At 61.4% G+C, this 23,340-nt stretch carries 21 protein-coding genes and 1 pseudogene; 13 read left to right on the forward strand and 9 right to left on the reverse strand.

All coding sequences use genetic code 11. From position 1 onward, the window contains the following. Positions 1–5: 5 nt before the first annotated feature. From AC07Y2_RS08510 to coaBC, 3 genes and pseudogenes are all read right to left on the reverse strand, one after another. Positions 6–1,382, reverse strand: a pseudogene (locus AC07Y2_RS08510) (phosphomannomutase/phosphoglucomutase); the annotation flags it as partial. Positions 1,383–1,638: 256 nt separating this feature from the next. Further along, a complete protein-coding gene (gene dut / locus AC07Y2_RS08515; protein WP_007954445.1) occupies positions 1,639–2,094 on the reverse strand; it encodes a dUTP diphosphatase in 456 nt (151 codons plus the stop codon). 5 nt (positions 2,095–2,099) lie between these two features. Beyond that, complete coding sequence (gene coaBC / locus AC07Y2_RS08520; protein ID WP_039765205.1) at positions 2,100–3,308, reverse strand: bifunctional phosphopantothenoylcysteine decarboxylase/phosphopantothenate--cysteine ligase CoaBC; 1,209 nt, start codon at positions 3,306–3,308, stop codon at positions 2,100–2,102. A gap of 134 nt (positions 3,309–3,442) precedes the next feature. Between coaBC and radC the strand changes: the two genes are divergently transcribed. Next, on the forward strand, positions 3,443–4,117 hold the full coding sequence (gene radC, locus AC07Y2_RS08525) for a RadC family protein (RefSeq protein ID WP_039765208.1): 675 nt from the start codon (positions 3,443–3,445) through the stop codon (positions 4,115–4,117). A gap of 132 nt (positions 4,118–4,249) precedes the next feature. Here the strand turns inward: radC and AC07Y2_RS08530 are convergent, their stop codons facing one another. After that, entirely contained in the window at positions 4,250–5,836 is a 1,587-nt protein-coding gene (locus AC07Y2_RS08530) for an ABC transporter substrate-binding protein (protein ID WP_103385867.1), read from the reverse strand. A 446-nt stretch (positions 5,837–6,282) separates the two neighbouring features. On the opposite strand from AC07Y2_RS08530, the gene rpmB reads away from it, so the two are divergent. Both rpmB and rpmG read left to right on the forward strand, forming a co-directional pair. Further along, positions 6,283–6,516: a 50S ribosomal protein L28 gene (gene rpmB, locus AC07Y2_RS08535; protein WP_039765213.1), complete on the forward strand. Its 234-nt coding sequence runs from the start codon at positions 6,283–6,285 to the stop codon at positions 6,514–6,516. Between the two features lie 11 nt (positions 6,517–6,527). Further along, entirely contained in the window at positions 6,528–6,683 is a 156-nt protein-coding gene (gene rpmG, locus AC07Y2_RS08540; RefSeq protein WP_003177274.1) for a 50S ribosomal protein L33, read from the forward strand. Between the two features lie 84 nt (positions 6,684–6,767). Here the strand turns inward: rpmG and AC07Y2_RS08545 are convergent, their stop codons facing one another. The 3 genes from AC07Y2_RS08545 to AC07Y2_RS08555 all read right to left on the reverse strand — a co-directional run bounded on the left by AC07Y2_RS08545 (position 6,768) and on the right by AC07Y2_RS08555 (position 7,772). Next, positions 6,768–6,971, reverse strand: a complete 204-nt coding sequence (locus AC07Y2_RS08545) for an I78 family peptidase inhibitor (protein ID WP_039765218.1) — start codon at positions 6,969–6,971, stop codon at positions 6,768–6,770. A gap of 153 nt (positions 6,972–7,124) precedes the next feature. After that, positions 7,125–7,325: a hypothetical protein gene (locus AC07Y2_RS08550; RefSeq protein WP_103385868.1), complete on the reverse strand. Its 201-nt coding sequence runs from the start codon at positions 7,323–7,325 to the stop codon at positions 7,125–7,127. Between the two features lie 84 nt (positions 7,326–7,409). Further along, positions 7,410–7,772: a cupin domain-containing protein gene (locus AC07Y2_RS08555; RefSeq protein WP_039765221.1), complete on the reverse strand. Its 363-nt coding sequence runs from the start codon at positions 7,770–7,772 to the stop codon at positions 7,410–7,412. Between the two features lie 235 nt (positions 7,773–8,007). Here AC07Y2_RS08555 and AC07Y2_RS08560 point away from each other — a divergent pair, with 235 nt between their 5' ends. Together AC07Y2_RS08560 and AC07Y2_RS08565 are read left to right on the forward strand one after the other, a co-directional pair. Then, a complete protein-coding gene (locus tag AC07Y2_RS08560) occupies positions 8,008–9,501 on the forward strand; it encodes an aldehyde dehydrogenase (RefSeq protein WP_039765223.1) in 1,494 nt (497 codons plus the stop codon). Between the two features lie 184 nt (positions 9,502–9,685). After that, complete coding sequence (locus AC07Y2_RS08565) at positions 9,686–10,831, forward strand: MFS transporter (RefSeq protein WP_103385869.1); 1,146 nt, start codon at positions 9,686–9,688, stop codon at positions 10,829–10,831. A gap of 21 nt (positions 10,832–10,852) precedes the next feature. On the opposite strand, the gene AC07Y2_RS08570 is transcribed toward AC07Y2_RS08565, so the two are convergent. Further along, positions 10,853–12,388: a phospholipase D family protein gene (locus AC07Y2_RS08570; RefSeq protein WP_092163873.1), complete on the reverse strand. Its 1,536-nt coding sequence runs from the start codon at positions 12,386–12,388 to the stop codon at positions 10,853–10,855. A 376-nt stretch (positions 12,389–12,764) separates the two neighbouring features. Here AC07Y2_RS08570 and AC07Y2_RS08575 point away from each other — a divergent pair, with 376 nt between their 5' ends. The 8 genes from AC07Y2_RS08575 (at position 12,765) to AC07Y2_RS08610 (ending at position 21,921) form a co-directional block, all read left to right on the forward strand. Next, a complete protein-coding gene (locus AC07Y2_RS08575; RefSeq protein WP_039765227.1) occupies positions 12,765–13,427 on the forward strand; it encodes a DUF1120 domain-containing protein in 663 nt (220 codons plus the stop codon). 160 nt (positions 13,428–13,587) lie between these two features. Continuing rightward, entirely contained in the window at positions 13,588–14,295 is a 708-nt protein-coding gene (locus AC07Y2_RS08580; RefSeq protein ID WP_103385906.1) for a fimbria/pilus chaperone family protein, read from the forward strand. Beyond that, the gene (locus AC07Y2_RS08585; RefSeq protein ID WP_103385870.1) at positions 14,295–16,718 is read left to right on the forward strand and encodes a fimbria/pilus outer membrane usher protein; all 2,424 of its coding nucleotides are present in this window, start codon (positions 14,295–14,297) and stop codon (positions 16,716–16,718) included. Before AC07Y2_RS08580 ends, AC07Y2_RS08585 begins: the two co-directional genes overlap by 1 nt. Before the next feature lie 13 nt (positions 16,719–16,731). Beyond that, positions 16,732–17,274, forward strand: a complete 543-nt coding sequence (locus AC07Y2_RS08590) for a DUF1120 domain-containing protein (RefSeq protein WP_039765231.1) — start codon at positions 16,732–16,734, stop codon at positions 17,272–17,274. Positions 17,275–17,494: 220 nt separating this feature from the next. Next, the gene (locus AC07Y2_RS08595) at positions 17,495–18,145 is read left to right on the forward strand and encodes a DUF1120 domain-containing protein (protein WP_039765232.1); all 651 of its coding nucleotides are present in this window, start codon (positions 17,495–17,497) and stop codon (positions 18,143–18,145) included. 101 nt (positions 18,146–18,246) lie between these two features. Further along, the gene (locus AC07Y2_RS08600; RefSeq protein WP_074689988.1) at positions 18,247–18,957 is read left to right on the forward strand and encodes a fimbria/pilus chaperone family protein; all 711 of its coding nucleotides are present in this window, start codon (positions 18,247–18,249) and stop codon (positions 18,955–18,957) included. Next, positions 18,957–21,380, forward strand: a complete 2,424-nt coding sequence (locus tag AC07Y2_RS08605; protein WP_103385871.1) for a fimbria/pilus outer membrane usher protein — start codon at positions 18,957–18,959, stop codon at positions 21,378–21,380. The genes AC07Y2_RS08600 and AC07Y2_RS08605 overlap by 1 nt, the downstream gene beginning before the upstream one ends. A gap of 13 nt (positions 21,381–21,393) precedes the next feature. Continuing rightward, entirely contained in the window at positions 21,394–21,921 is a 528-nt protein-coding gene (locus AC07Y2_RS08610) for a hypothetical protein (RefSeq protein ID WP_039765235.1), read from the forward strand. On the opposite strand, the gene AC07Y2_RS08615 is transcribed toward AC07Y2_RS08610, so the two are convergent. Next, positions 21,918–23,339 carry an aminotransferase-like domain-containing protein gene (locus tag AC07Y2_RS08615; protein WP_103385872.1) on the reverse strand — a complete coding sequence of 474 codons (1,422 nt, stop codon included), beginning with the start codon at positions 23,337–23,339 and terminating at the stop codon, positions 21,918–21,920. The genes AC07Y2_RS08610 and AC07Y2_RS08615 overlap by 4 nt on opposite strands. Between the last annotated feature and the right edge of the window lies 1 nt (position 23,340).

Here is a 23,340-nt window from a genome sequence, read left to right on the forward strand (position 1 = left end):
AGCAATCAGAACGGTAGTTGGAGATCAGGTGCAACGCGTTTCAGTTGGGCATGGAACACAGCCTTGATGCGCTGCAGTTCCGCCTCGTCATCGGCCTCGAAGCGCAGCACCAGCACCGGTGTGGTGTTGGACGCGCGCACCAGGCCCCAGCCTTTGGCGTAGTCGACCCGCACGCCGTCAATGGTGGTCAGGTCGGCGCCTGGGCCCCACTGGGCATCGTGCAGTGCATCAATGATGCTGAATTTGCTCTCTTCGGTCACATGGATATTGATTTCCGGCGTGGAAATATCGTTCGGGAAGGTCGCGAACAGCTCCTCGGCCGAAGATTTTTCCTTGCTGAGGATTTCCAGCAGCCGTGCGGCGCTGTAAATGCCGTCGTCGAAACCGAACCAGCGTTCCTTGAAAAAAATGTGCCCGCTCATCTCGCCGGCCAACAGTGCGCCGGACTGTTTCATTTTCTTTTTGATCAACGAGTGACCGGTCTTCCACATTAGCGGCCGACCGCCATATTCCTTGATCAGCGGGATCAGGCGGCGGGTGCATTTGACGTCGAAGATGATCTCCGCGTCCGGGTTGCGCGCCACTACGTCACGGGCGAACAGCATCAGCAGGCGATCCGGGAACACGATGGTGCCGGTGTTGGTCACCACGCCGACGCGGTCGCCGTCACCGTCGAAGGCCAGGCCGATGTCGGCGTTGGTTTCCTTGACCTTGGCGATCAGGTCGACGAGGTTCTCAGGCTTGCCCGGGTCCGGGTGATGGTTCGGGAAGTTGCCGTCGACTTCGCAGAACAGCGGGATGACTTCGCAGTTCAGCGCTTCGATCAGTTGCGGGGCGATCACGCCGGCTGCGCCGTTGCCGCAGTCGACCACGACTTTCAGGCGGCGGGCCAGTTTGATGTCCTGGACGATTTCGGTGGTGTAGCGGTCGAGAATTTCGACCTGGGTCACGCTGCCCGTGCCGCTGCTCAGGTTGCCGGTCTTGACGCGCTCATGCAGGACCTGGATCTGTTCGTTGGCGAGGGTGTCGCCGGCGATCACGATCTTGAAGCCGTTGTAGTTCGACGGGTTGTGGCTGCCGGTGAGCATCACGCCGGATTTGCCGGCCAGCACGTTGGCGGCGTAGTACAGCGCCGGGGTCGGCACCAGGCCGACGTCGCTGACATGGCAGCCGCTTTCGGCGATGCCGCGGATCAGTTCGGCAACCAGTTCCGGGCCGGACAGACGGCCGTCACGACCGACGGACACGTTCGGTTCGCCCTGGGCCAGGCTCTGGGAGCCGATGGCGCGACCGATCCAGTAGGCGGTTTCGCCATTGAGGAATTCCGGCACGGTGCCGCGAATGTCATAGGCGCGGAAGATGCTGTCGGGAAGCTTCGGGGCGACTTGGGCGGGGGTGCTCATCTGCAAAAATGCTCCATCTCGAAAGTGGCTGGACACACCGACGACTATTCGACGGCAAGCTCAAACTGAAGGGTATGACGGCGGTTTTCACAGAGAGTTCGTGGTGTGAAAGGGCCATGACGCCACGTACGGCGTGGCTTTGACCTGTCAATGCCTTGATTTTCAGCGGTAAAGCTTTCAGATGAATCTGCCTATTTTTATGGCGAAGGAGCAGGCTCCCTCGCCATAAAACCAATCACTTGGTGCCGGAATGGCCGAAACCGCCAGCGCCGCGTTCGGTTTCGACGAACTCTTCAACCATTTCGAAGTGCGCCTGAACCACCGGCACCAGCACCAGCTGCGCCAGGCGCTCCCCAACCGGCATGGTGAATTCGGTCTGGCCACGGTTCCAGCAGGACACCATCAGCGGGCCCTGGTAGTCGGAGTCGATCAGGCCGACCAGATTGCCCAGCACGATGCCGTGCTTATGGCCCATGCCCGAGCGCGGCAGGATCAGCGCGGCGAGGTTCGGATCGCCGATGTAGACCGACAGACCGGTAGGGATCAGCACGGTTTCACCCGGCTTGATCACGATGTCCTCTTGCAGCATGGCGCGCAGGTCAAGGCCGGCGGAGCCCGGTGTGGCGTATTGCGGCAGCGGGAATTCGGTACCGATGCGTGGGTCGAGGATCTTGGCTTGCAAAGCGTGCATGTAAATTAAACCTGGTTCAGACGTTCGGCGATAAAAGTGACCAGTTGGCGAGCGATCTTGCTCTTGCTGGTCTGGGCGAAAAGCGTGGCGTGCAGCGCACGGTCGATGACGCTGCAGGCGTTTTCTTCGCTGTTGAAACCGATGCTCGGGTTGGCGACGTCGTTGGCGACGATCAGATCGAGATTCTTGTCCTTCAGCTTGCGCGCAGCGTAGTCGAGCAGGTGTTCGGTCTCGGCGGCGAAGCCGACACTGAACGGACGGTCGGGACGGGTCGCGATGGTGGCCAGGATGTCCGGGTTGCGCACCATTTGCAGGACGAAGCCGTCGCCGCTCGTAGGGTCTTTCTTCAATTTTTGCGGGGCGACGACTTCCGGACGGTAGTCCGCAACCGCCGCCGAAGCGATAAAGATGTCGCAAGGGATCGCGGCTTCACACGCGGCGAGCATGTCGCGGGCGCTGACCACGTCGATCCGGGTGACGCGATCCGGCGTCGGCAAATGCACCGGGCCGCTGATCAGGGTCACGCGGGCGCCGGCTTCCACCGCCGCTTCGGCCAGGGCGAAGCCCATTTTTCCGGAGCTGTGGTTGGTGATGTAGCGCACCGGGTCGATGTTTTCCTGGGTTGGGCCGGCGGTGATGACCACGTGCTTGCCGGTCAGCGCCTGACGCTGGAAGCAATCCGCCGCGAGTTGAGCCAGATCGGTGGCTTCCATCATGCGGCCCATGCCGACGTCGCCGCAGGCCTGGCTGCCGGAGGCCGGGCCGAAGGTCTTCAGGCCACGGCTTTCAAGGAGTTGCAGGTTGGCCTGGGTCGCCGGGTCGCGCCACATGGCCTGGTTCATGGCCGGGGCGACGGCCACGATGGCGTCGGTGGCCAGCACCAGGGTGGTCAGCAAATCGTTGGCAATGCCTTGGGCCAGACGGGCCAGCAAGTCGGCGGTGGCCGGGGCGATCAGCACCAGATCGGCCCATTTGGCCAGTTCGATGTGGCCCATCGCCGCTTCGGCGGCCGGGTCGAGCAAGTCCAGGTGAACCGGGTGGCCGGACAACGCCTGCATGGTCAGCGGGGTGATGAATTCGCTGCCGCCACGGGTCATGACCACGCGCACTTCGGCGCCCTGATCGATCAGGCGGCGCACAAGGTCGGCGCTCTTGTAGGCAGCAATGCCGCCGCCGACGCCCAGAACGATGCGTTTCCGATACAGCCGCTGCATAGGTCTGCCTTTCATTTCGTTGGTGACATACGTGGCGAACCCCCTCCCCAGGGTGAATTCGCCCGCAAAAAAGATGGGCTACGATATCACAGCGACCGCTACGGAACAGCGGCGCCCACAGACAAGGAAGGTGTATGAGTATTCGCGATTGGCCGGCGGCGGAAAGGCCGCGGGAGAAGCTGTTGGAGCAGGGCTCGGGAAGTCTTTCCGATGCCGAGTTGCTGGCGATTTTTCTGCGCACCGGGGTATCCGGCAAAAGTGCGGTGGATCTGGCGCGACACTTGTTGAATCAGTTCGGCAGCCTGCGAGCGTTGCTGGAGGCTGACCTCGGGGCGTTCAGCGAGCAATTGGGACTGGGACCGGCGAAATTTGCTCAATTGCAGGCCGTGTTGGAGATGGGGCGGCGACACTTGGCCGAGCGCATGCGCCAGAAAACGGCGTTGGAAAACCCGCAGGTCGTGCGTGATTACCTCAAGGCCATGCTGCGCCACGAGCCGCACGAGGTGTTCGGTTGCCTGTTTCTGGATTCCAAACATCAGGTGCTGACCTTCGAGACGCTGTTTCGCGGCTCCATCGACAACACGGCCGTGCACCCCCGGGAAGTCGTGAAGCGTTCGCTGGCCAACAACGCGGCGGCGGTGATCCTGTGCCACAACCATCCGTCGGGGAACAGCGATCCGAGTCAGGCTGATCGATTATTGACCAAGCGTTTGCAGAAGGCTTTGGAGCTGATCGACGTGCGGGTGCTGGATCACTTCATCGTTGGCGATGGTGAACCGTTGTCGATGGCTGAGTGCGGCTGGATGTAGCTCCGAAGGGAGAATGCAAAACCCTGTGGGAGCTGGCTTGCAAGCGATGACGGCGGCACATTCAGCACAATGTTGTCTGTCAGTCCGCTATCGCTGGCAAGCCAGCTCCCACAGGTTTTGTGTTGTGGCGGATTACTTCAGGGTGACCCTGGAGTAATCCTGCCGCCCAAACGGGCTCACCGAGTAACCCTGCACGTCCTTACGCGTCAGCGCATATGCCGTCGGATGAGCCAGCGGCAGCCACAGCGCCTGCTGCTGGATCTGCGCCTGCGCCTGCTCATAGAGCTTGGTGCGTACGCCTTGCTCGCTGGTGGTCTTGCCGGCGCTGATCAGTTTGTCCAGGTCGGCATTGCAGTAGCGGGCGAAGTTGGTGCCGGATTTCACCGCCGCGCATGAAAACTGCGGGGTGAGGAAGTTGTCCGGGTCGCCGTTGTCGCCGGCCCAGCCCATGAACAACAGGTCATGCTCGCCAGCCTTGGCGCGACGGATCAGCTCGCCCCATTCGATCACGCGGATTTCCGCTTGAATGCCGATTTCTGCCAGATCCGATTGCAGGAGCTGCGCGCCGAGGCTCGGGTTCGGGTTGAGCAGGCTGCCGGACGGACGCGTCCAGATGGTGGTCTGGAAACCGTCCTTCAATCCGGCCTTGGCCAGCAGGGCCTTGGCCTTGTTCACGTCGTGGGCGTAACCCGGCAGGTTCTTCGCGTAGCTCCAGGTGTTCGGCGGGTACGGGCCGTTGGCGGCTTCGGCGGTGTCCTCGAACACGGCTTTCAGGTAGTTGGCCTTGTCGAAGGCGAGGTTGATCGCCTGACGCACTTCCGGTTTGTCCAAGGGCGGATGCTGGCTGTTGATGCCTACGAAAGCAGTCATGAACGCGTCAGTCTTTTCGACTTTCAGCGTCGGCTCTTGCTTGGCAGCCTGTACGTCCAGTGGTTTTGGCGACAGGGCAATCTGGCACTCGTTGCGCCGCAGCTTTTGCAGCCGCACGTTGGCGTCCGGGGTGATGGCGAAGATCAGTGGGTCCACCGCAGGTTTGCCGCGGAAGTAATCCGGGTTGGCCTTGTAGCGGATCGAGGCGTCTTTCTGGAACCGGGTGAAGACGAACGGCCCGGTGCCGACCGGCTGGCTGTTGAGCTTGTCGGTGGCGCCGGCCTTCAACAGCTTGTCGGCGTATTCAGCAGAATAAATCGAGGCGAAGCCCATGCTCAGGGTCGCGAGGAACGTCGAGTCCGGATGATCGAGAGTGAAGCGCACGGTCAGCGGATCCAGTGCGTCGATCTTCTTGATCAGGCTCGGCAACTGCATCGACTGGGCGTGTGGGAAGCCGCTCTGGGCGACTTTGTGCCACGGGTTGGCCGGGTCGAGCATGCGGTCGAAACTGAATTTGACGTCTTCGGCAGTCAGCTCGCGGGTCGGCTTGAAGTAGTCGGTGGTGTGGAACTTCACCTGCGGGTGCAGCTTGAAGACGTAGGTCAGGCCGTCGGTGCTGACTTCCCAGCTGGCGGCCAGGCTCGGGACCACCTTGCCGCTGGCGGTGTCGAAGTCCACCAGGCGATTCATCAGCACGTCGGCCGATGCGTTGGTGGTGGTCAGCGAGTTGTACTGCACCACGTCGAAGCCCTCGGGGCTGGCCTCGGTGCAGACGCTCAGGGCGGCGGCCTGGGCCAGTGGACTCAGTAACAGCGGGGCGAAGAGCAGGGGGAGGGCAGCGAGGCGCATGGTCGGCTTCCTTTACAGATCGAAGGCCCATCTGCAAGTGCAGTCTGGAAAAGGTCTACCCTAGTGGTCGCGATTGCAAATGACTATCCCCTTTTTGCATTTTCGGAGCTGCGCGGCTGAGGATTTGTCGGAACAGACGGTAGGAAAAGTCTCGATTGCGGGCATGGCCGATTTTCTTCGACGAATGGTAAAAATTGCCGGCAGCCTTTGCCCAAGGCGCTTGCGGCCGGGAAAAGCGGCTTTTTAGCCATTCTTTGCGCACGGAAAGTTGTTGCTCCGTGGTCTTTCTGGTATAAAGCAGCGCTCTTTTCTAGGGGCCCGGTTCCTTCGCTTGTAGGTGTAGCCGGTAAGACCTCTAAAGAATCGCGGCGCCTGGCGCCACAATGACTAGAGATTAAGCGGCCAACCCATGCCGGGTTGGGCATGTGGTTTTAGAGGGCTGAGGCATGTCTAGAGTATGTCAAGTTACCGGTAAGGGTCCGGTGACTGGGAACAACATTTCCCACGCAAACAACAAAACCCGTCGTCGTTTCCTGCCGAACCTGCAGCATCACCGCTTCTGGGTTGAAGAAGAGAAACGTTTCGTGCGTCTGCGCGTATCTGCCAAAGGCATGCGTATCATCGACAAGCGTGGCATCACTGTCGTGCTGGCCGAACTCCGCAAAGCTGGCAAGATCTAAGGGAGCTAATCATGCGTGAATTGATTCGTTTGATTTCGAGCGCCGGTACTGGTCACTTCTACACTACCGACAAGAACAAGCGCACTACTCCGGACAAAATCGAGATCAAGAAATATGATCCGGTTGTTCGCAAGCACGTGATCTACAAGGAAGGCAAAATCAAGTAATTGATTTTTCCCGACTTACGAAAAAGGCCCGTATCTCACGATACGGGCCTTTTTTGTGCCTTCGAATATAGATTTGCCAGCCGTTTAGCCAAAGCTGAATGATTCGATATTGCCTGCCTTATTGACCCTGATGACTATACGCTCAGGATTCAACTCGCGACTCATCAGATCCCTGGGGCCAATCACTTGCATGCGGCCGGTCAACTCGGTGATGTAACGTTTGACGCTCACTACATAGCGGCTGCCTGCCAAATGTCGAATTTGTTGCAGGACCTGTTCATTGGTCATGTTCTTTAATCCTTTTGATTGAATGTCGAGTCCGTCCGGGCCATTCAGTACTCCATCTGGGCAGGTGCCCGGTGCGGTATATATTTATGTGCAACAAGGCCTCCACATTGCTGTGCAGGCCTTGTTGCAGGGGGGGGCTTCAACCTCTGATCATCATTTGAAGATTTCAAACCACACGATCTTGTCGTCACGAGTGACGACTTGCACGAGCTGATACTTCTTCATGGCATTGTCTACTAACCTTTGCTTTTCGACACGAAAGCCGGTCAGCTCGGCGATGTAGACTTCTACCGACTCCACGTACGGCGTGCCGATCAAGTGGTGAATTTTGTTGAAGATTTCAATGTGGATCACGCTGCATCTCCTTATGCATGATTGAGACGTCCTTATGGACGACCCGATTTTCAATCCCTCAACGCCTGGTCATGCACTACTTAGTTATTTTTTTGCTTCGAAGATCACATAGACCTTGCGACAAGCCTCCAGCACTTCCCAGGTGCCACGGAAACCGGCCGGAATCACGAAGCGGTCGCCGACACGCAGAGTCTTGGCGTTCCCATCGTTGTCACGCAATACCGAAACGCCCTGCAGGATTTCGCAGTATTCGTGCTCGGTGTAATTCACCGTCCACTGCCCGACCGCACCTTCCCACACGCCGACACCCATTTGCCCGCAAGGGCTGTCGTACTGATTGAACACCGCCTGCTCGGGATCGCCCTTGAGCACTTTGGCCGGGTCCGGGCGATAGCGTTCGGCTTCGGTTGTGGTCAGGCTGATGTCGACGACGTTCTGGATGTTCATTGTTGTTTTCTCCCGTGATGACGGCGCGGTGGCTTGAAAGGGCCAAAGTCTATGTTGATTAAATTGAACGCCGCAAGGCGCTATAACCGCCTTATGTCAAATATATTGAAACAACCCTGGCCGCTGGTTTAGGGTGGCGGATGCCTTGGGCCGAAAAGCAGGCTGGCCGGGCAGTATTCCCGAGAACGACCGCGACGATCGCGGCGCTCGTATTGAACAAGAGGAGGACACTCGAATGACCACCCTGACTCGTGCCGACTGGGAACAACGCGCTCGCGACCTGAAGATCGAAGGCCGCGCCTTCCTCAATGGCGAGTACACCGATGCCGTCTCCGGCGAGACCTTCGAGTGCATCAGCCCGGTCGATGGCCGTCTGCTGGGCAAGATTGCCAGCTGTGATGCCGAAGACGCCCACCGCGCCGTGGAAAACGCCCGCGCCACGTTCAACTCCGGCGTCTGGTCGCGCCTGGCGCCGACCAAACGCAAAGCCACCATGATCCGTTTCGCCGGCCTGCTCAAACAGCACGCCGAAGAACTGGCCCTGCTCGAAACCCTCGACATGGGCAAACCGATCAGCGATTCGCTGTACATCGACGTGCCGGGTGCCGCGCAAGCGCTGAGCTGGAGCGGTGAGGCGATCGACAAGATCTACGACGAAGTTGCCGCCACCCCGCACGATCAACTGGGTCTGGTAACCCGTGAGCCGGTTGGCGTGGTCGGGGCCATCGTGCCGTGGAACTTCCCGCTGATGATGGCCTGCTGGAAACTCGGGCCGGCGTTGTCGACCGGTAACTCGGTGATCCTCAAACCGTCGGAAAAATCCCCGCTGACCGCCATCCGCATCGCCGAACTGGCAGTCGAGGCCGGCATTCCGAAGGGCGTGCTGAACGTGCTGCCGGGTTACGGTCACACCGTCGGCAAGGCGCTCGCGCTGCATAACGACGTCGATACCCTGGTGTTCACCGGTTCGACCAAGATCGCCAAGCAGCTGATGATCTACTCCGGCGAATCGAACATGAAGCGCGTCTGGCTGGAAGCCGGCGGCAAGAGCCCGAACATCGTGTTTGCCGATGCGCCGGATCTGCAAGCCGCTGCCGAATCCGCCGCCAGCGCCATCGCCTTCAACCAGGGCGAAGTCTGCACCGCCGGTTCCCGTCTGCTGGTCGAGCGTTCGATCAAGGACAAATTCCTGCCGATGGTGATCGAGGCGCTGAAAACCTGGAAACCGGGTAATCCGCTGGATCCGGCCACCAACGTTGGTGCGCTGGTCGACACCCAGCAGATGAATACCGTGCTGTCCTACATCGAGTCGGGCCACACCGACGGCGCCAAACTGGTGGCCGGCGGCAAGCGCATTCTTCAGGAAACCGGTGGTACTTATGTCGAGCCGACGATTTTCGACGGCGTGAGCAACGCGATGAAGATTGCCCAGGAAGAGATCTTCGGCCCGGTGCTGTCGGTTATCGCCTTCGATACCGCCGAGGAAGCGATCAGCATCGCCAACGACACGCCTTACGGCCTGGCGGCGGCAGTCTGGACTCAGGACATTTCCAAGGCGCACCTGACCGCCAAGGCACTGCGGGCCGGCAGCGTGTGGGTCAATCAGTACGATGGCGGCGACATGACCGCACCGTTTGGCGGCTTCAAGCAGTCGGGCAACGGCCGCGACAAGTCGCTGCACGCGTTCGACAAATACACCGAGCTGAAGGCGACCTGGATCAAGCTGTAAATCGTTGACGGGAGCCTGAGTGAATCAGGCTCCCGAATCGAACAGAGATCCCTGTGGGAGCGAGCCTGCTCGCGATAGCGGTGTGACAGTCGACATCAATGTTGAATGTGACACCGCTATCGCGAGCAGGCTCGCTCCCACATTGGTTCTGTGTGAATAAAAATTATCCACAGGAGCGTGGACCATGCGTTGGGCGACGTATTTCGCCGTGTTGGCGTCTGTCTTGAGTGTTGGCCTGGCCCTTGGTGTCAGCATGCCGCTGGTGTCGTTGCGCCTGGAGGGCTGGGGTTACGGCTCGTTCGCCATCGGCGTGATGGCGGCGATGCCGGCCATTGGCGTGTTGCTGGGGGCGAAGGTTTCCAGTCATCTGGCCGCGCGCTTCGGCACGGCTAACCTGATGCGCCTGTGCCTGTGGGCCGGGGCGCTGTCCATCGGCCTGCTGGCGCTGCTGCCGAGTTACCCGATCTGGCTGGTGTTGCGGCTGATGATCGGCGTGGCTCTGACCATCGTCTTCATCCTTGGCGAGAGCTGGATCAATCAGCTGGTGGTCGAGCAGTGGCGTGGACGACTGGTGGCGCTGTACGGCAGTAGTTACGCGTTGAGCCAACTGTCCGGTCCGTTGCTGTTGGGCGCGCTGGGCACTGATCACGATTATGGTTTCTGGGTCGGTGTTGGCCTGTTGATCGTATCGCCGCTTATGCTGCTGGGCCGCAGCGGTGCGCCGAGCAGCGAGGCCAGCAGCGTGACCTTCGGCGATCTGTGGGGCTTCGCTCGCGAACTGCCGGCCATCGCCTGGGCGGTGTCTTTGTTCGCCGCATTCGAAGCGATGATCCTGACGCTGTTGCCGGTGTATTGCCTGCAACAGGGGTTCACCGCAGAGATTGCGCTGGCGATGGTCAGCACCGTGGTGGTGGGCGATGCGCTGCTGCAATTGCCCATCGGTGCATTGGCCGACTACCTGTCGCGACGGACCCTGTTCACCAGCTGCGCCGTGGTGCTGATGCTGTCGAGCCTGGCGATCCCGATGCTGCTCGACACCTTGCTGATCTGGCCGCTGTGGGTGCTGTTCGGCGCCAGTGCCGGTGGTCTGTTCACGCTTTCGCTGATTCTGATTGGCGAGCGTTACCGCGACGATGCGCTGGTGCGCGCCAATGCGCATGTCGCGCAGCTGTGGGGTGTCGGTTGTCTGATCGGGCCGTTGATGGCGGGCGCGGGCAGCCAGTGGATCAGTGGACATGCGTTGCCGTGGCTGATGGCGGCCGGCGCGTTCGGGCTGGTGATTCTACTGTCGCGGCAAGGGGCGTTCGGCAAGGTGCCGGAGCCCGCTTGATGAGGCGGCTGGAGCGGGTTGCTACAGCATCCGCTCCAGTCCCACGGTGGTGCTGAACCACGCATTGAAGCGCCGCCACCAGTTGCCGGGCTCCTTGGTCAGCGTGTGCATCTGGCCATTGTCCTCGGTGACCCACACCACTTTTCCGTCCTGCAGTTTCGCTTCGTAGCTGAGCGCCGGCGCCATGCCCTGCAAGGCCAGTTCGCGCACGTGCGCCGCCAGTTCGGGGCTGTCCACCAGCACCCCGACTTCGGTGTTCCACAGCACCGAGCGCGGGTCGAAATTGAATGAGCCGATGAACGATTTTTTGCCGTCGAAGATCATCGCCTTGCTGTGCAGGCTCGAATCCGAGCCGCGATAGGACTTGCTGTAAAACAGGTGCGGGCCGCTGCCGTCGTTATCCCCAGGCTGGCGCCGCAGCTCAAACAGCTTCACGCCATGTTCCAGCAACGCCTTGCGATACGGCGCATAACCGCCGTGCACCGCCGGCACGTCGGTGGCTTCCAGCGAGTTGGTCAGCAGGCTTACCGACACGCCCGCATCGGCGCGGCCGGTCAGGTAGACCAGCCCCGGTTGTCCCGGCACGAAGTAGGCAGAAATCATCACCAGTTCTTTGCTGACACCGGTGAGCTCCGGCGCCAGTTGTGTGGTCAGCAGCAGCTGCGAATCGGGCTCGCCCTTGGCCAGCACCTTGCTCGGCGCATCCCACAACGCCTGATTCCAGGCCCAGATCAGCTCCCGGCGCCAGACGTCCATGCGCGGAGCGGTGCGGTAAGTCATCAACTGCTGATACAGCGCGTGATTCTGTTTGCGGGTCTCTTCCAGGGATTCTTCCAGGCGCGTGCGGGTGTTCTGCAGGTCTTTGGCCGTGGGTTTGCTGGAGAGGAATTCGTCGATCGGCTTGCTCAGGGCACTGTTCCAGTACTGGTCGAAACTGTGCCCGAGCTGTTCGGCGACCGGCCCGACACTGAGCATGTCGATGTCGGTGAAGTTCAGGTTGGGCTCGGCATCGAAGTATTCATCGCCCAGATTGCGCCCGCCGACGATGGCCACACTGTTGTCCGCCAGCCACAACTTGTTGTGCATGCGCCGATGTTGCAGCGACAGGTTGAACAGCCGCCCGGCCGCACGGGTCACGCCGGTGCTGCGCCCCAGGTGCAGCGGATTGAACAGACGGATCTGGATCTGCGGATGCGCCGCCAGTGTGGCGATGATGAGGTCGAGACCGTCGCTGGTGGTGTCGTCCAGCAGGATCCGCACCCGCACGCCACGGTCGGCGGCCTTCAACAATTCTTCCACCAGCATTCGGGTGCTGATGCCGTCATGGACGATGTAGTACTGCAAGTCGAGACTGCTTTGGGCGTTGCGGATCAGCTCGGCGCGGGCGGTAAAGGCTTCAGTGCTGTTGGACAGCAGGCGAAAACCGGACTGGCCCTTGTAGGGCGCCGCCTGGGCCTGGATCGAACGGCCGAATGCCGATCCGTTGGCTGGCAGGGTCTGGCTGGGTTCTCGTGGAACATCCAGTGAGGCGCACCCGGCGAGCAGCAGGACGAACATCAGTGCAAATGGCAGGGAATGTCTTGAGCTCAAGTCGGATCGTTCCGGGTGTGGGCGAGGTCAGGAGTATGGCACGGCGTACGCAGCGTGTTATCCGTTCGACGGTCAGTCAATCCGAGCCCTGGACCAGAGCGGCTTGTAGCTTATGACTGTCGGGCAAGCGAGAGTTCTTAAACGAATTGACGATTTTTCCGGCTCACATCAGCTACGCCTTGCAGCGATTTTTCCCGTGCGAATCGCGCCGTCGCCTTACATCGCTGCCGGGAAACAATTGGAATAATGACAACGCTGATTTTGAGGCAGGAAGTTTCCTGTTTTACAGCAGAAGAAGCGCAGCTGGCTGTCATCTTTCGATTCTTATGGAGTGAGAATTTTCATGCGCAAGACCTTTCGTGCAATTGCTGTCGCAAGCGCCCTGTCACCGGCCTGGGTCATGGCCGACAGCGCGGATCTGACGATCACGGGGACCATTGTTCCGACCTCCTGTACACCGGCCTTCGCCGGCGGCAATACCGTTGATCTGGGAGACATTTCCGCCGGTTCGCTGAACCGGGATCGCCAGACCGAACTGCAGAACCGCAACATCACGCTGAGCGTCAGTTGCTCCGCAGCCGCCCCCATGGCGATCAAAGTGCATGACAATCAGTCTCATACGCAGCGGCCCGGGATTGTCATCGATGGCTACGACTGGGCCATGTACATTTACGGGATCGGTGAAGTGGCCGGGGCGAAGATCGGTGGCTACGGCCTGCGGTTCGGCACACCCACCGTCGACGGTCAGCCGTCGATGGTCATGTACAAGCAGGGCGACATGGCCAACTGGGACTCTCCCGAAACGGCAACGCTGGTCGGGAAAAACGCCGAAGGCGGCAACCTTCGGTACTCGTGGGGTGCTTCGCTGGCGGCAGGTCCGACGCCGGGCATTGTCCACACGTTCCCCATGACCCTGGTTCCCGTCATCGGCCCGTCGTCGAGCCTGCCGATCACCTCCGAGTTCGCACTCAACGGGTCGGCTACGTTCGAGTTGCTTTACCTCTGAGGGAATGCGGGTGGTTGTGCCGGGTTTGAGGCGCAACAGGGTTTTGCAGTGACTGCCGACAGGCTCGGCCTTTGTGTGGCCTGTCATTTCCTATCAACCTGATCGGCTGGCTCGTGGCCTGGCGGTGCTGCCGGCTGCGCGCTTGTCTGTGGACAACGACATGAACGGCTTCATGCGCAGCGCCATCATGAGTGTGCTGTTGGTGGTTTTATCGGAGCCCGGCCAGCTCCGGGCGGCGGGGATGGTTCCCGAAACGCCGGTATTGGTGCTCGACGAAGGACTGGGCGAGGCGGGGATCAATGTGTTCAACAGCGAGCCCCATCCGGCGCTGTTGCACACCTCTGTCGAGGACGTGCCGCAAGACACCGAACCCTTGCTTCTTCTGACGCCGCCGGTCGCCCGGGTCGAGCCCGGGGCCACACAGCGCGTGCGATTCATTTTGCGCAGCGCCGCACCGCTGAAGACCGAGCGTCTCAAGCGGGTGGTGTTCGAAGGCATCGCGCCGCAGGATGCGACGGGCAAGGCGCAGGTCAACCTGAGCGTGCGCCAGAACATCCCGGCGATCCTGCGTCCGGCGAAATTGCCGATCGACCGTGAGCCCTGGAAGCATTTGGTCTGGTCACGACAAGGCTCCGAGATAAAGGTCCGCAATCCAAGCCCGTATGTGGTGCGGCTGGGTCATTCGGTGATGTTGTTGCCTGGTGGCAAAGAGATGGATCTGGGGCGTACCTATGTGTTGCCTGGCGAGCAGCTGACCCTGAGCGGGACGGCTGAATCGAGCCGTTCACAGCTCCAGGTGCGACTGTTTCCAGTCACTACGTACGGTTTCGCCATTGCGCATTTCGACGCTCCGTTGGTGACGGATTGATGCAGCGACATTGTCTGGCCGGCGCGGCGCTGATGATCATTCTGAGTGCCGCTCCGATCGCCAGAAGCACCGAGCGTGTATCCGTGCAGTTCAATCAGGATGTCCTGAAATCCCGCGGGCTGGACCCGCGTCTGGCCGAGTACTTCAGCCAGGCGCCGCGCTTTCGCGAGGGCGAGCAGGCGGTAACCCTGTCGGTCAACGGCGTTCCCAAGGGGCGGGTGCAGGTCGTATTCGATGCCGAAGGCGAGTTGTGTTTCACGCCGTCACTGCTGGAAAGGGGCGGCATCAGAGCCACCACTCGAATCGAGTCGGCGGGTGGACCGGGATGTGTGCCGTTCGGTCAGTACGTTCCTGACGCGGTAGTGCAAACCGATCCCTCGCAGGGGCATGTCGCACTGCTGGTGCCCACCGATGCGCTGATGCCAGATCGCCCGGTTCGCCGCAGTTTCCTCAACGGGGGCGCGGCAGGCCTGTTCAACTACGACGCCTTGCTGCTTGGCAGTCGGTTCGCCGGCCAGTCCTCGCAGTTCCGCAATCTGAATACCGAGCTTGGGCTGAATGCTGCGGATTGGTCGTTTCGCAGTCGTCAGGTGTACAGCGATTTCGCCGGTCAGGATCGCCTCGAGCACCTGTATGCCTATGCCTCGCACACCTCGGAGCGCTATCGGGTCAACCTGCAATTGGGTCAGTTGAACATGGCTTCCCCGTTGTTTTCCGGCGAGGCCTTCAACGGCTTTCAGGTGCAGCCGGAACTGGCCCTGATGGCGCTGGACGATGACAGCTCCGGTGCGCGGGTAGAAGGGATTGCCTATTCCGCCGCCCGAATCGAAGTTACGCAGAACGGTGCGCTGATCTACACCACGGTGGTGCCCGGCGGCCCGTTCACCCTGGTCGGTTTGCCGTTGCTCAGTCAGAGCGTGGATCTGGAAGTGACGGTGCATGAAGAGGACGGGCAGCAGCGGCGCTTCATTGTGCCGGCGACGCAGTTGCGAGGCGCAATGACGGGGCGGGCGGCCGGTTATGGGCTGGCGGTCGGCCAAGTGCGACGCTATGCCGATGATGATCGTGATGCGCCGTCCTTCGCGGCTGCCAGCAAGGACTGGCGGCTGGGCCAGCGTGGGCAGGTCACGGCCGGCGCCATGCTCGGTACAGGTTATGAGTCGGTGGGCTGGGCGATGCAGGGCAGCGTCGGCAATCGACTGGTACTGGGGGGCCGGCAGTTGGTTTCCCGGGCGCAGGATCAGGCTGCATCCGGCACTCAGTTGCAATGGACGGCCAGCGGTCCTCTGAGTGAAAGGCTGTCGGCGAGTGTTGCGCTGACCCGGCAGACTCAGGGGTTTCGCACACTCTCGGATACCACCTGGGACTCGCACAATGATCAGCCGTTTCAGCGAATGCGCAATCAACTGACGGCGAATCTCAGCACCAGCAGCCCGCTGTTCGGTGGTTTTTCCGCCAGCTATTCGCGGTTCTCCCTGTTTGACGGGACGGCCACTTCAAGAGTCGCCCTGGCCTGGTCGCAGAGCATTCGGCGAGCCAGTGTGACATTTACGGTTGAGCGCGATGTCGCGGGGGATTCGAACGATGCTCGCGGTACGGCAGCCTATCTGAGTGTCAGTCTGCCGTTAGGTGTCCGGCAGACGTTGCGCAGCTATGTGCGCAACGACGACGCGGGCGGCACTCGCAGCGGCCTGCGATTCAATGAACAACTGAGCGACACCCTGGCTTACAGCATCGGCGCCGAGCGACCGGATGAAGGTGGCGCCGGATTCAACGGGCGGGTCAATCTGTTGCCCCGCTACAGTCAGATGGACATGGGCTATTCGCGCAGCGGAGCCGGTAACCAGAACTATGACATCGGTCTGCGCGGCGGTGCGTTACTGCATGGTGAAGGCGTGACCCTGTCGCCTTATCCGCTGCGCGAAACCTTCGCCTTGCTCAAGGCCGGCGACAGTGCGGGAGTCAAGCTCAACACCCCGCGCGGCCCGGTCTGGACCGATTATGCCGGGCACGCCGTGGCGGCGAGTCTGCCGGCGTACAGCAAGGGACGGGTCGAACTCGACACGGCCAGCCTGGGGCGCAATGTCGATGTGCACAACGCTTACCAGGAAGTCGAAGCCGGGCGTGGTGCGGTAGCGCACCTTGCATTCGAGATGGTCACTGCGCGGCGCCTGCTGTTACAGGCGCGCACCGCCGACAACGTGCTTCTGAGCAAGGGTGGAGCGGTTTTCGACGCGCAGGGACAGTACATCACTAACGTGCTGGAAGCCGGCACGATCTTTTTGCCCGATGTCCTGCCCGACACGATTTTGCATGTGGTGCTGCCCGATGGCAGTCGCTGCCGGTTGATCTACAGCATCGACGAACAACCCGACACGCAGTCGCTGTACGAAACGGCACAAGCCACCTGCCAAGCGGTTTAAGGAGTCAGTCACCATGCAGCATTTGAAAACCGGCATGATCGGTCTGGCATTGCTCAGTACCGCATTTATTGCCGATCAGGCACAGGCGCAGTCGGACTGTGCAGTCAGGCTGGGGCAGCCTTCCGTCGATTTTGGAGCGATGACGCGCGGTCAGTTGCTGCAACAGCCCATAGAGAATGACCAGTTGAGTTTCGGGCGCCGCCGGGTGCAGATCACCGTTCAGTGTGAGCGGACAGGACCGTTGCGACTCGACCTGGTCGCGCCAGCAGCGGACGCCGTCGACTATCGTTTTAGCGCCGGGGTGTTGAGGGTTCAAGTGGTGGCTGTCCGGGTGGATGGCAAGGCTGTGCAGTGGCTTGGTTTTGAACCGGGTGCGGCATCCGGTGCGGCTGTCTGGCCCGCCGGGCAAAGCCTGATTCCCGCGCGGGCGGGCGTTGCACTGGAAGGTCAGCGCATGGACGTCGAAGTGGAACTTGAAGGACGGGTAGGGTCAGCGCAGACCCGGGTTGCCGATCTGACCCGGTTCGGGATCGATCTGCGCTTTCAGGCGTACTGAATCTCGGACCCCGGAGACAGGGCGGTTCAAAGCATCCGACCACGGCAGCGTAGGATCCCGCCACCAAGCTCAAATTACCTATTAAACCAGTCGTGATTTCGCTGTTTAAGCGCTCCCGTTTCCTACAGATTTATCTCTCATAAGCCGCAATCATCAGCCCGCTTACTTACATACCAGGTTTGTAGGGAGTGGACAGTCATTTAATGGAAGATTACGGCTTATGAAAAAGACATCCCGTCTTGCGGTACTGGCTGCAGCGTTGCTGCCAGCATGGGCAATGGCAGAAAGCGTTGACCTGAATGTCATCGGTACCATTATTCCGACCTCCTGCATTCCGGCCTTTGCCGGTGGCGGCACGGTGGATCTGCGCAAGATTTCGGCGGCGACGTTGAATCCGACCACTCAGACCCTGTTGGCCGGTCGCGATGTGTCCCTGCACATCAATTGCGATGCACCGGCCCCCGTGGAAGTGTCGGTGCGTGACAACCGGGCCGGCACCAAATTGCCCGGCATCAGTGATGGTGCCGGTCAGAGTGATCCGGCACTGTTTTTCGGGCTGGGCGAAATCAACGGTACGCCTATTGGTGGTTTCGCCTTGCGCCATGGCATTCCGGAGACCGACGGCAATGCCCAGACGCTGCTGACCCGGACGCTGGCGGCCCCGGCATGGCGTGTGCCGACCAGCACACTGGTCAGCAATGCGCCGCAACTGTACTCGTGGGGCGACAATGCCGCGGCCGGTCCGGTTGCGGCTCGTCATCACGGTTTCCCGATGCACCTGCTGCCGATCATCGGCCCAAGCAACGCCCTGCCGATTGCCAACGAAATCCCGCTGGACGGCTCCGTGACGTTCGACATGTTCTACCTCTGATGACAGCGTCCCGGTGTCTCTCAGGCACCGGGACCGGCTGGCACACGCGAGCGCGGTCCGGCATTTGCCGGGCCGCATCCAGCATTCCACGGATTATCCCGATGCTCATTTCTTTCAAGTCTGCTCTCAAGACTGCAGCGCTGTGCCTGTTCGCATGGCTTTCAGTGCCGCTGGCCCACGCCGCCGGAATGGTTCCGCAGACGCCGGTGCTGTTGGTGGAGGAAGGTATGGGTGAAGCGGTAATGAATGTGCGCAATACCGATACGCGCCCCGCATTGCTGCACACCACCGTCGAGAATATCGAGGACAGCGACGATGTACTGCTGGTCTTTACCCCGCCCATCGCTCGTGTCGAACCGGACGGCATTCAGCAAGTGCGATTCATTCTGCAAAGTCAGCAACCGTTGAAGACTGAACGCCTGAAGCGGTTGATCTTCGAGGGGATCCAGCCGGCCAGTGACGCCGCCGGAGCGCGGGTCACTCTCGGTGTCCGTCAGAACCTGCCGGTGATTCTGCGCCCTGCCGGATTGCCGGTGGAGCGCGAGCCCTGGAAACGGCTGACCTGGTCAATAGATGCCGCTGGTGTGCAGGTCGTCAATCCGAGCCCCTATGTGGTTCGGCTGGCGAAAACCATTGTTCCTCTGCCGGGCACCCGCTCGGTTAACCTGCCGAAGACCTACATCTTGCCCGGCGAGCGACTGCACGTTGATTTCCCCTTGCACGCCTCGGCTCAGACGATGGCAGTGAGGATTTTTCCGGCCACCACCTACGGCTTTGCGGTCGACCATTACGACTCGCCGGTTACTCGCTGATGAAGGTCTGCGTTCGTTGGGGCGTGTTGCTGCTGGCGGTCAACGGCACGGTGCTGGCGGCCGAGTCACTGGAGTTCGACGCTCAAGTGTTGAGGGATCGCGGCATCGACCCTGCGCTGGCGGCGTACTTTCGGGAGGCGCCGCGCTTCGCCCAAGGCGAGCATGCCGTGGCGCTCGAGGTCAACGGACAGGCCAGAGGCCGTGTGCGGGTGTCGTTCAACGAGCGCGGAGAATTGTGCCTGCAACCCCAATGGCTGAACGCTGCCGGAGTACACCCGCCACCCTCGATGACCAAGTTGCGACCGCAGCAGTGCACGACGTTGGTGGAGGGATTTCCCGAAGCGGTCGCGCATCTGGATCCGGGACGCGAACGGATTGATCTGCTGGTACCGACCGACCGTCTGATGCTGCCGGAACGTACGCCCAACAACTTCGCTCATGGCGGAATGGCCGGCGTTTTCAACTACGACGCGTTGATGTTCGGCAGTCAGCATGAAGGCCAACACGACAGGTTTCAAAGCCTGGGCTCAGAGGTCGGCGTGAACGCCGGGGATTGGGTATTGCGCAGTCGGCAGTCTTACACGTCGACCTCCGGCAAGTCGCGGTTCGAGCACCTGTATGCCTACGGTGCGCGAACCCTTGAGGACGCCGAAGCCAGCCTGCAGGTCGGGCAATTGAATCTCGCGTCGACCTTGTTTGCCGGTGAACCATTCAATGGTGTGCAGATCCTGCCGGAAGCGGCATTCACCCAGTTGCGAACGGCGCAGGACGGCGCGCGGGGGCAGGTGGAAGGTGTCGCGTATTCGCCGGCCCGCATCGAAGTCCGGCAGAACGGCGTGATGATCTACACCACCATGGTGCCGAGTGGACCGTTCACGCTGCGAGCGCTGCCGCTGCTGAGCAATCAGATTGATCTGGACGTGACTGTGCACGAGCAGGATGGGCAGGCGCGCCGCTTGCGGGTGCCGGCGGCCAGTCTCCACGAAGCACAATGGGCCGGGCCGAGCGGGTTCAACTTCGCGCTGGGCACGGTGCGACGGCTGGGCTCGGACGACCGACAGACGCCTTCTTTCACGGCGTTCAGCAAGGATTGGGATTGGGGGCAGGCCACCCGTCTGACCGCCGGTGTGCTCGCGGCAACCGACTACCTGTCGACAGGCTGGGGCCTGCAACGACAATGGGCCGGCGGCTACGCACTGGGCGTGAAGCAGGTGCTGTCCGATGAGCGCTCCAGTGGCGCGGGAGGCAGCCAGACGCAGCTGACGCTTAGTGCGCCGCTGTCCGAGCACCTGTCGACGAGTCTGGTTGCGGTGCGCCAGAGTCGGAATTTTCGCACGCTGTCAGACACCGGCTGGAATCAGGCGCTTCACCGGGCTGAGTCTCCCGGTCGCGATCACCTGGTGTTTTCTGTCACCGGTTCGGTGGATCAATGGGGCGCGTTTGGAGCGACCTGGTCGCGATATTCGACCCAGGGTGAACCGTCGCAGTCGCGTCTTGGCCTGTCCTGGTCACGTACATTGCCTGAGCGCATCAGCCTGTCGTTGAACCTGGAACGTGCTATCGGCGATACGGCGCCCGATCGCCTGGGCAATTCCGCTTACCTGACACTGGGAATGGCGCTGGGTGGCCAGCGAAGACTGCGCGGCTATTTGCGCCGTGATGATCGATCCGGCCTGCGTCGGGGCGTGGCCGTCAGCGATGTGCTGGGGGAAAACCTGGCCTACAGCGCCAACGCGGAGTACCGCGATGAGACTGCGGCCAGTTACGGCGTGCGCTTCAATACGCTGCCGCGCTACACCAGCCTGGACGTTGGCGTCGGTCGGCGATCCGGCGCGACCGATTACGACGTGGGGCTGCGCGGTGGTGTGGTGCTGCATCGCGAGGGCGTAACCTTGTCGCCTTATCCCCTGCGCGACACCTTCGGCGTACTCAAGGCCGGTGATCGATCGGGCGTGAAACTGAACACGCCTCAAGGGCCGGTCTGGACCGATGGCTCGGGCCACGCAGTCGCGGCGAGCCTGCCGGCCTGGTCGACGGCACGGTTGGAAGTCGACCCGCTCAGCCTGTCGCGCAACGTTGAAGTGCTCGACGGGGTAAAGGAAGTGCAGCCCGCCCGTGGTTCGGTGCAGCATCTGGACTTCTCGCTCGTCACTGTCCGGCGATTGTTGCTGAATGCGATGACCGTCGACCGGCAATGGCTGGCCAAGGGGTTGAGTGTTCACGATGAGCGGGGCCGCTACCTGACAACGGTCCAGGATGCCGGAACGATTTTTCTGCCCGACGCAAAAGCGGGTCAGCGCCTGCATGTGCAGCTCCCTGACAACACGCGGTGCGTGTTGCGTTTCCCGCTTCCCGAATCCCCTGAAGACAGCGCGCTCATCGAGCGGGTCGATGCCACCTGCGCGCCGGCCGAGCTGTCCTGAACGAGTGCATCTGATGAAATTTCTGCCGGTTTGGATCGTGTTGCCGTGTCTGGTATTTCAACAGGCGTTCAGCGCCGAGACGTGTCAGTCGAGTCTGTCGCCCGCGAGCGTGAACCTGGGTAGCGCAACGCGCGCCGACCTGCTGCAACGCACGGCGCTTGATGGCCGGGGCCCGGGCTTTGGTCTGCGCAGCGTGCACTTGCGGGTGCACTGTCCCGACGTGCGCTTGATGCGCTGGGCATTTGTCGCGCCCCCCGCCGATCCGCAACGTTTCCGTTGGGCGGCGGGCACGTTGCAACTGCGTATCGTGGCTGCTCGTGTCGACGGTGCGGCGGTGCACTGGCGCCTGGACAGCGGCCAACCGGTCGAAGGTGATTTCCTGCGACCGGGCATCCACGTTGTTCCATGGCGGGCGGACGCCGGTATCCAGGGCAGTCTGCTGGAAGTGGAGCTGGAGCTGGATGCGCGGGTCGATGACGCCTCAAGCCGCCCCGTCGATCCGGTGCGGTTTGAAGGTCAGGGCGCCTTTATGGTGGATTAATCGGCCTCGGCCAACAGCTTGATCGCCGCCGCGCCAACCTTGCGCACCGCTTCTTCGATCAGTGCTGTGGGTTTGGCCGCGTAGTTCATGCGCAGGCAATTGCGGTATTTGCCCGAGGCGGAAAAGATGCTGCCGACGGCAATCTGTACGCCCTGATCGTGCAGCGCACGATTCAGTTTCAGCGTATCGAAACCTTCCGGCAGTTCGACCCAGAGCATGAAGCTGCCCTGCGGGCGGCTGGCGCGGGTGCCGGCCGGGAAGTGGCGCGTCACCCAATCGATCATCACGTCGCGATTGCGCTGGTATTGCGTGCGCATCCGCCGCAAATGCGGTTCGAAGTGCCCGGCCTTGAGAAATTCGGCGATGGCGATCTGCGGTTGCGGTGCCGTGGAGCCAGTGCTGATGTATTTCATGTGCAGCACCCGCTCGAGATAGCGGCCGGGCGCGACCCAGCCAATGCGCAGCCCCGGCGCCAGGGTCTTGGAGAACGAACTGCACAGCAGCACGCGGCCGTCTTCGTCGAAGGATTTGATCGTGCGCGGACGCGGGTAGGTGTAGGCCAGTTCGCCATACACGTCGTCCTCGATGATCGCCACGTCGAAGCGCTGGGCCAGGTTGAGCAGGGCACGTTTGCGCGACTCCGGCATGATGTAGCCGAGCGGGTTGTTGCAGTTGGGCGTGAGCTGGATGACCTTGATCGGCCATTGTTCCAGCGCCAGTTCCAGCGCTTCGAGGCTGATGCCGGTGAGCGGATCGGTGGGGATTTCCAGGGCTTTCATGCCCAGCCCCTTGAGGGTCTGCATCGCGCCGTGAAAGCTTGGCGAGTCCACCGCAACGATGTCGCCGGGTTCGCAGATTGCGTGAATGCTGGTGGACAGCGCTTCGTGGCAACCGGTGGTGACCACCAGATCGCTGGCGCTCAACTGGCAGCCGGAATCGAGCATCAGCCGGGCAATCTGTTCACGCAATTCGAGAGTGCCGTGGATGTTGTCGTAATACAGACCGGGCATGTCCTGACGGCGGCTGATACGGGCCAGTCCGCGCAGCAGCGGTTTCATGGTCGGTGACGAGATGTCCGGCATGCCGCGACCGAGCTGCACAACGTCCTTGCGCGGTACCGCGCGAATCAGTTCCAGCACCTGATCCCACTGGGAAATTTCCACCGGTCGTTGCGCCGGGCGCCCGACCGCCGGCAGTTCCGGCAACTCGCGACCGACCGGCACGAAGTACCCGGACTTGGGTTTCGGCGTGGCCAGGCCGCTATCTTCCAGCATCCGATAGGCCTGCTGCACCGTGCTCAGGCTGACCCCGTGTTCGACGCTCAAGGCGCGCACCGACGGCAGGCGATCACCAGGACGGTAGAAGCCTTGTTCGATGCGGGTGCCGAGCAGTTCGGCGAGATTCACATAGAGCGTCATG

It is taken from the genome of Pseudomonas sp. GW456-12-1-14-TSB6, from assembly GCF_059424205.1.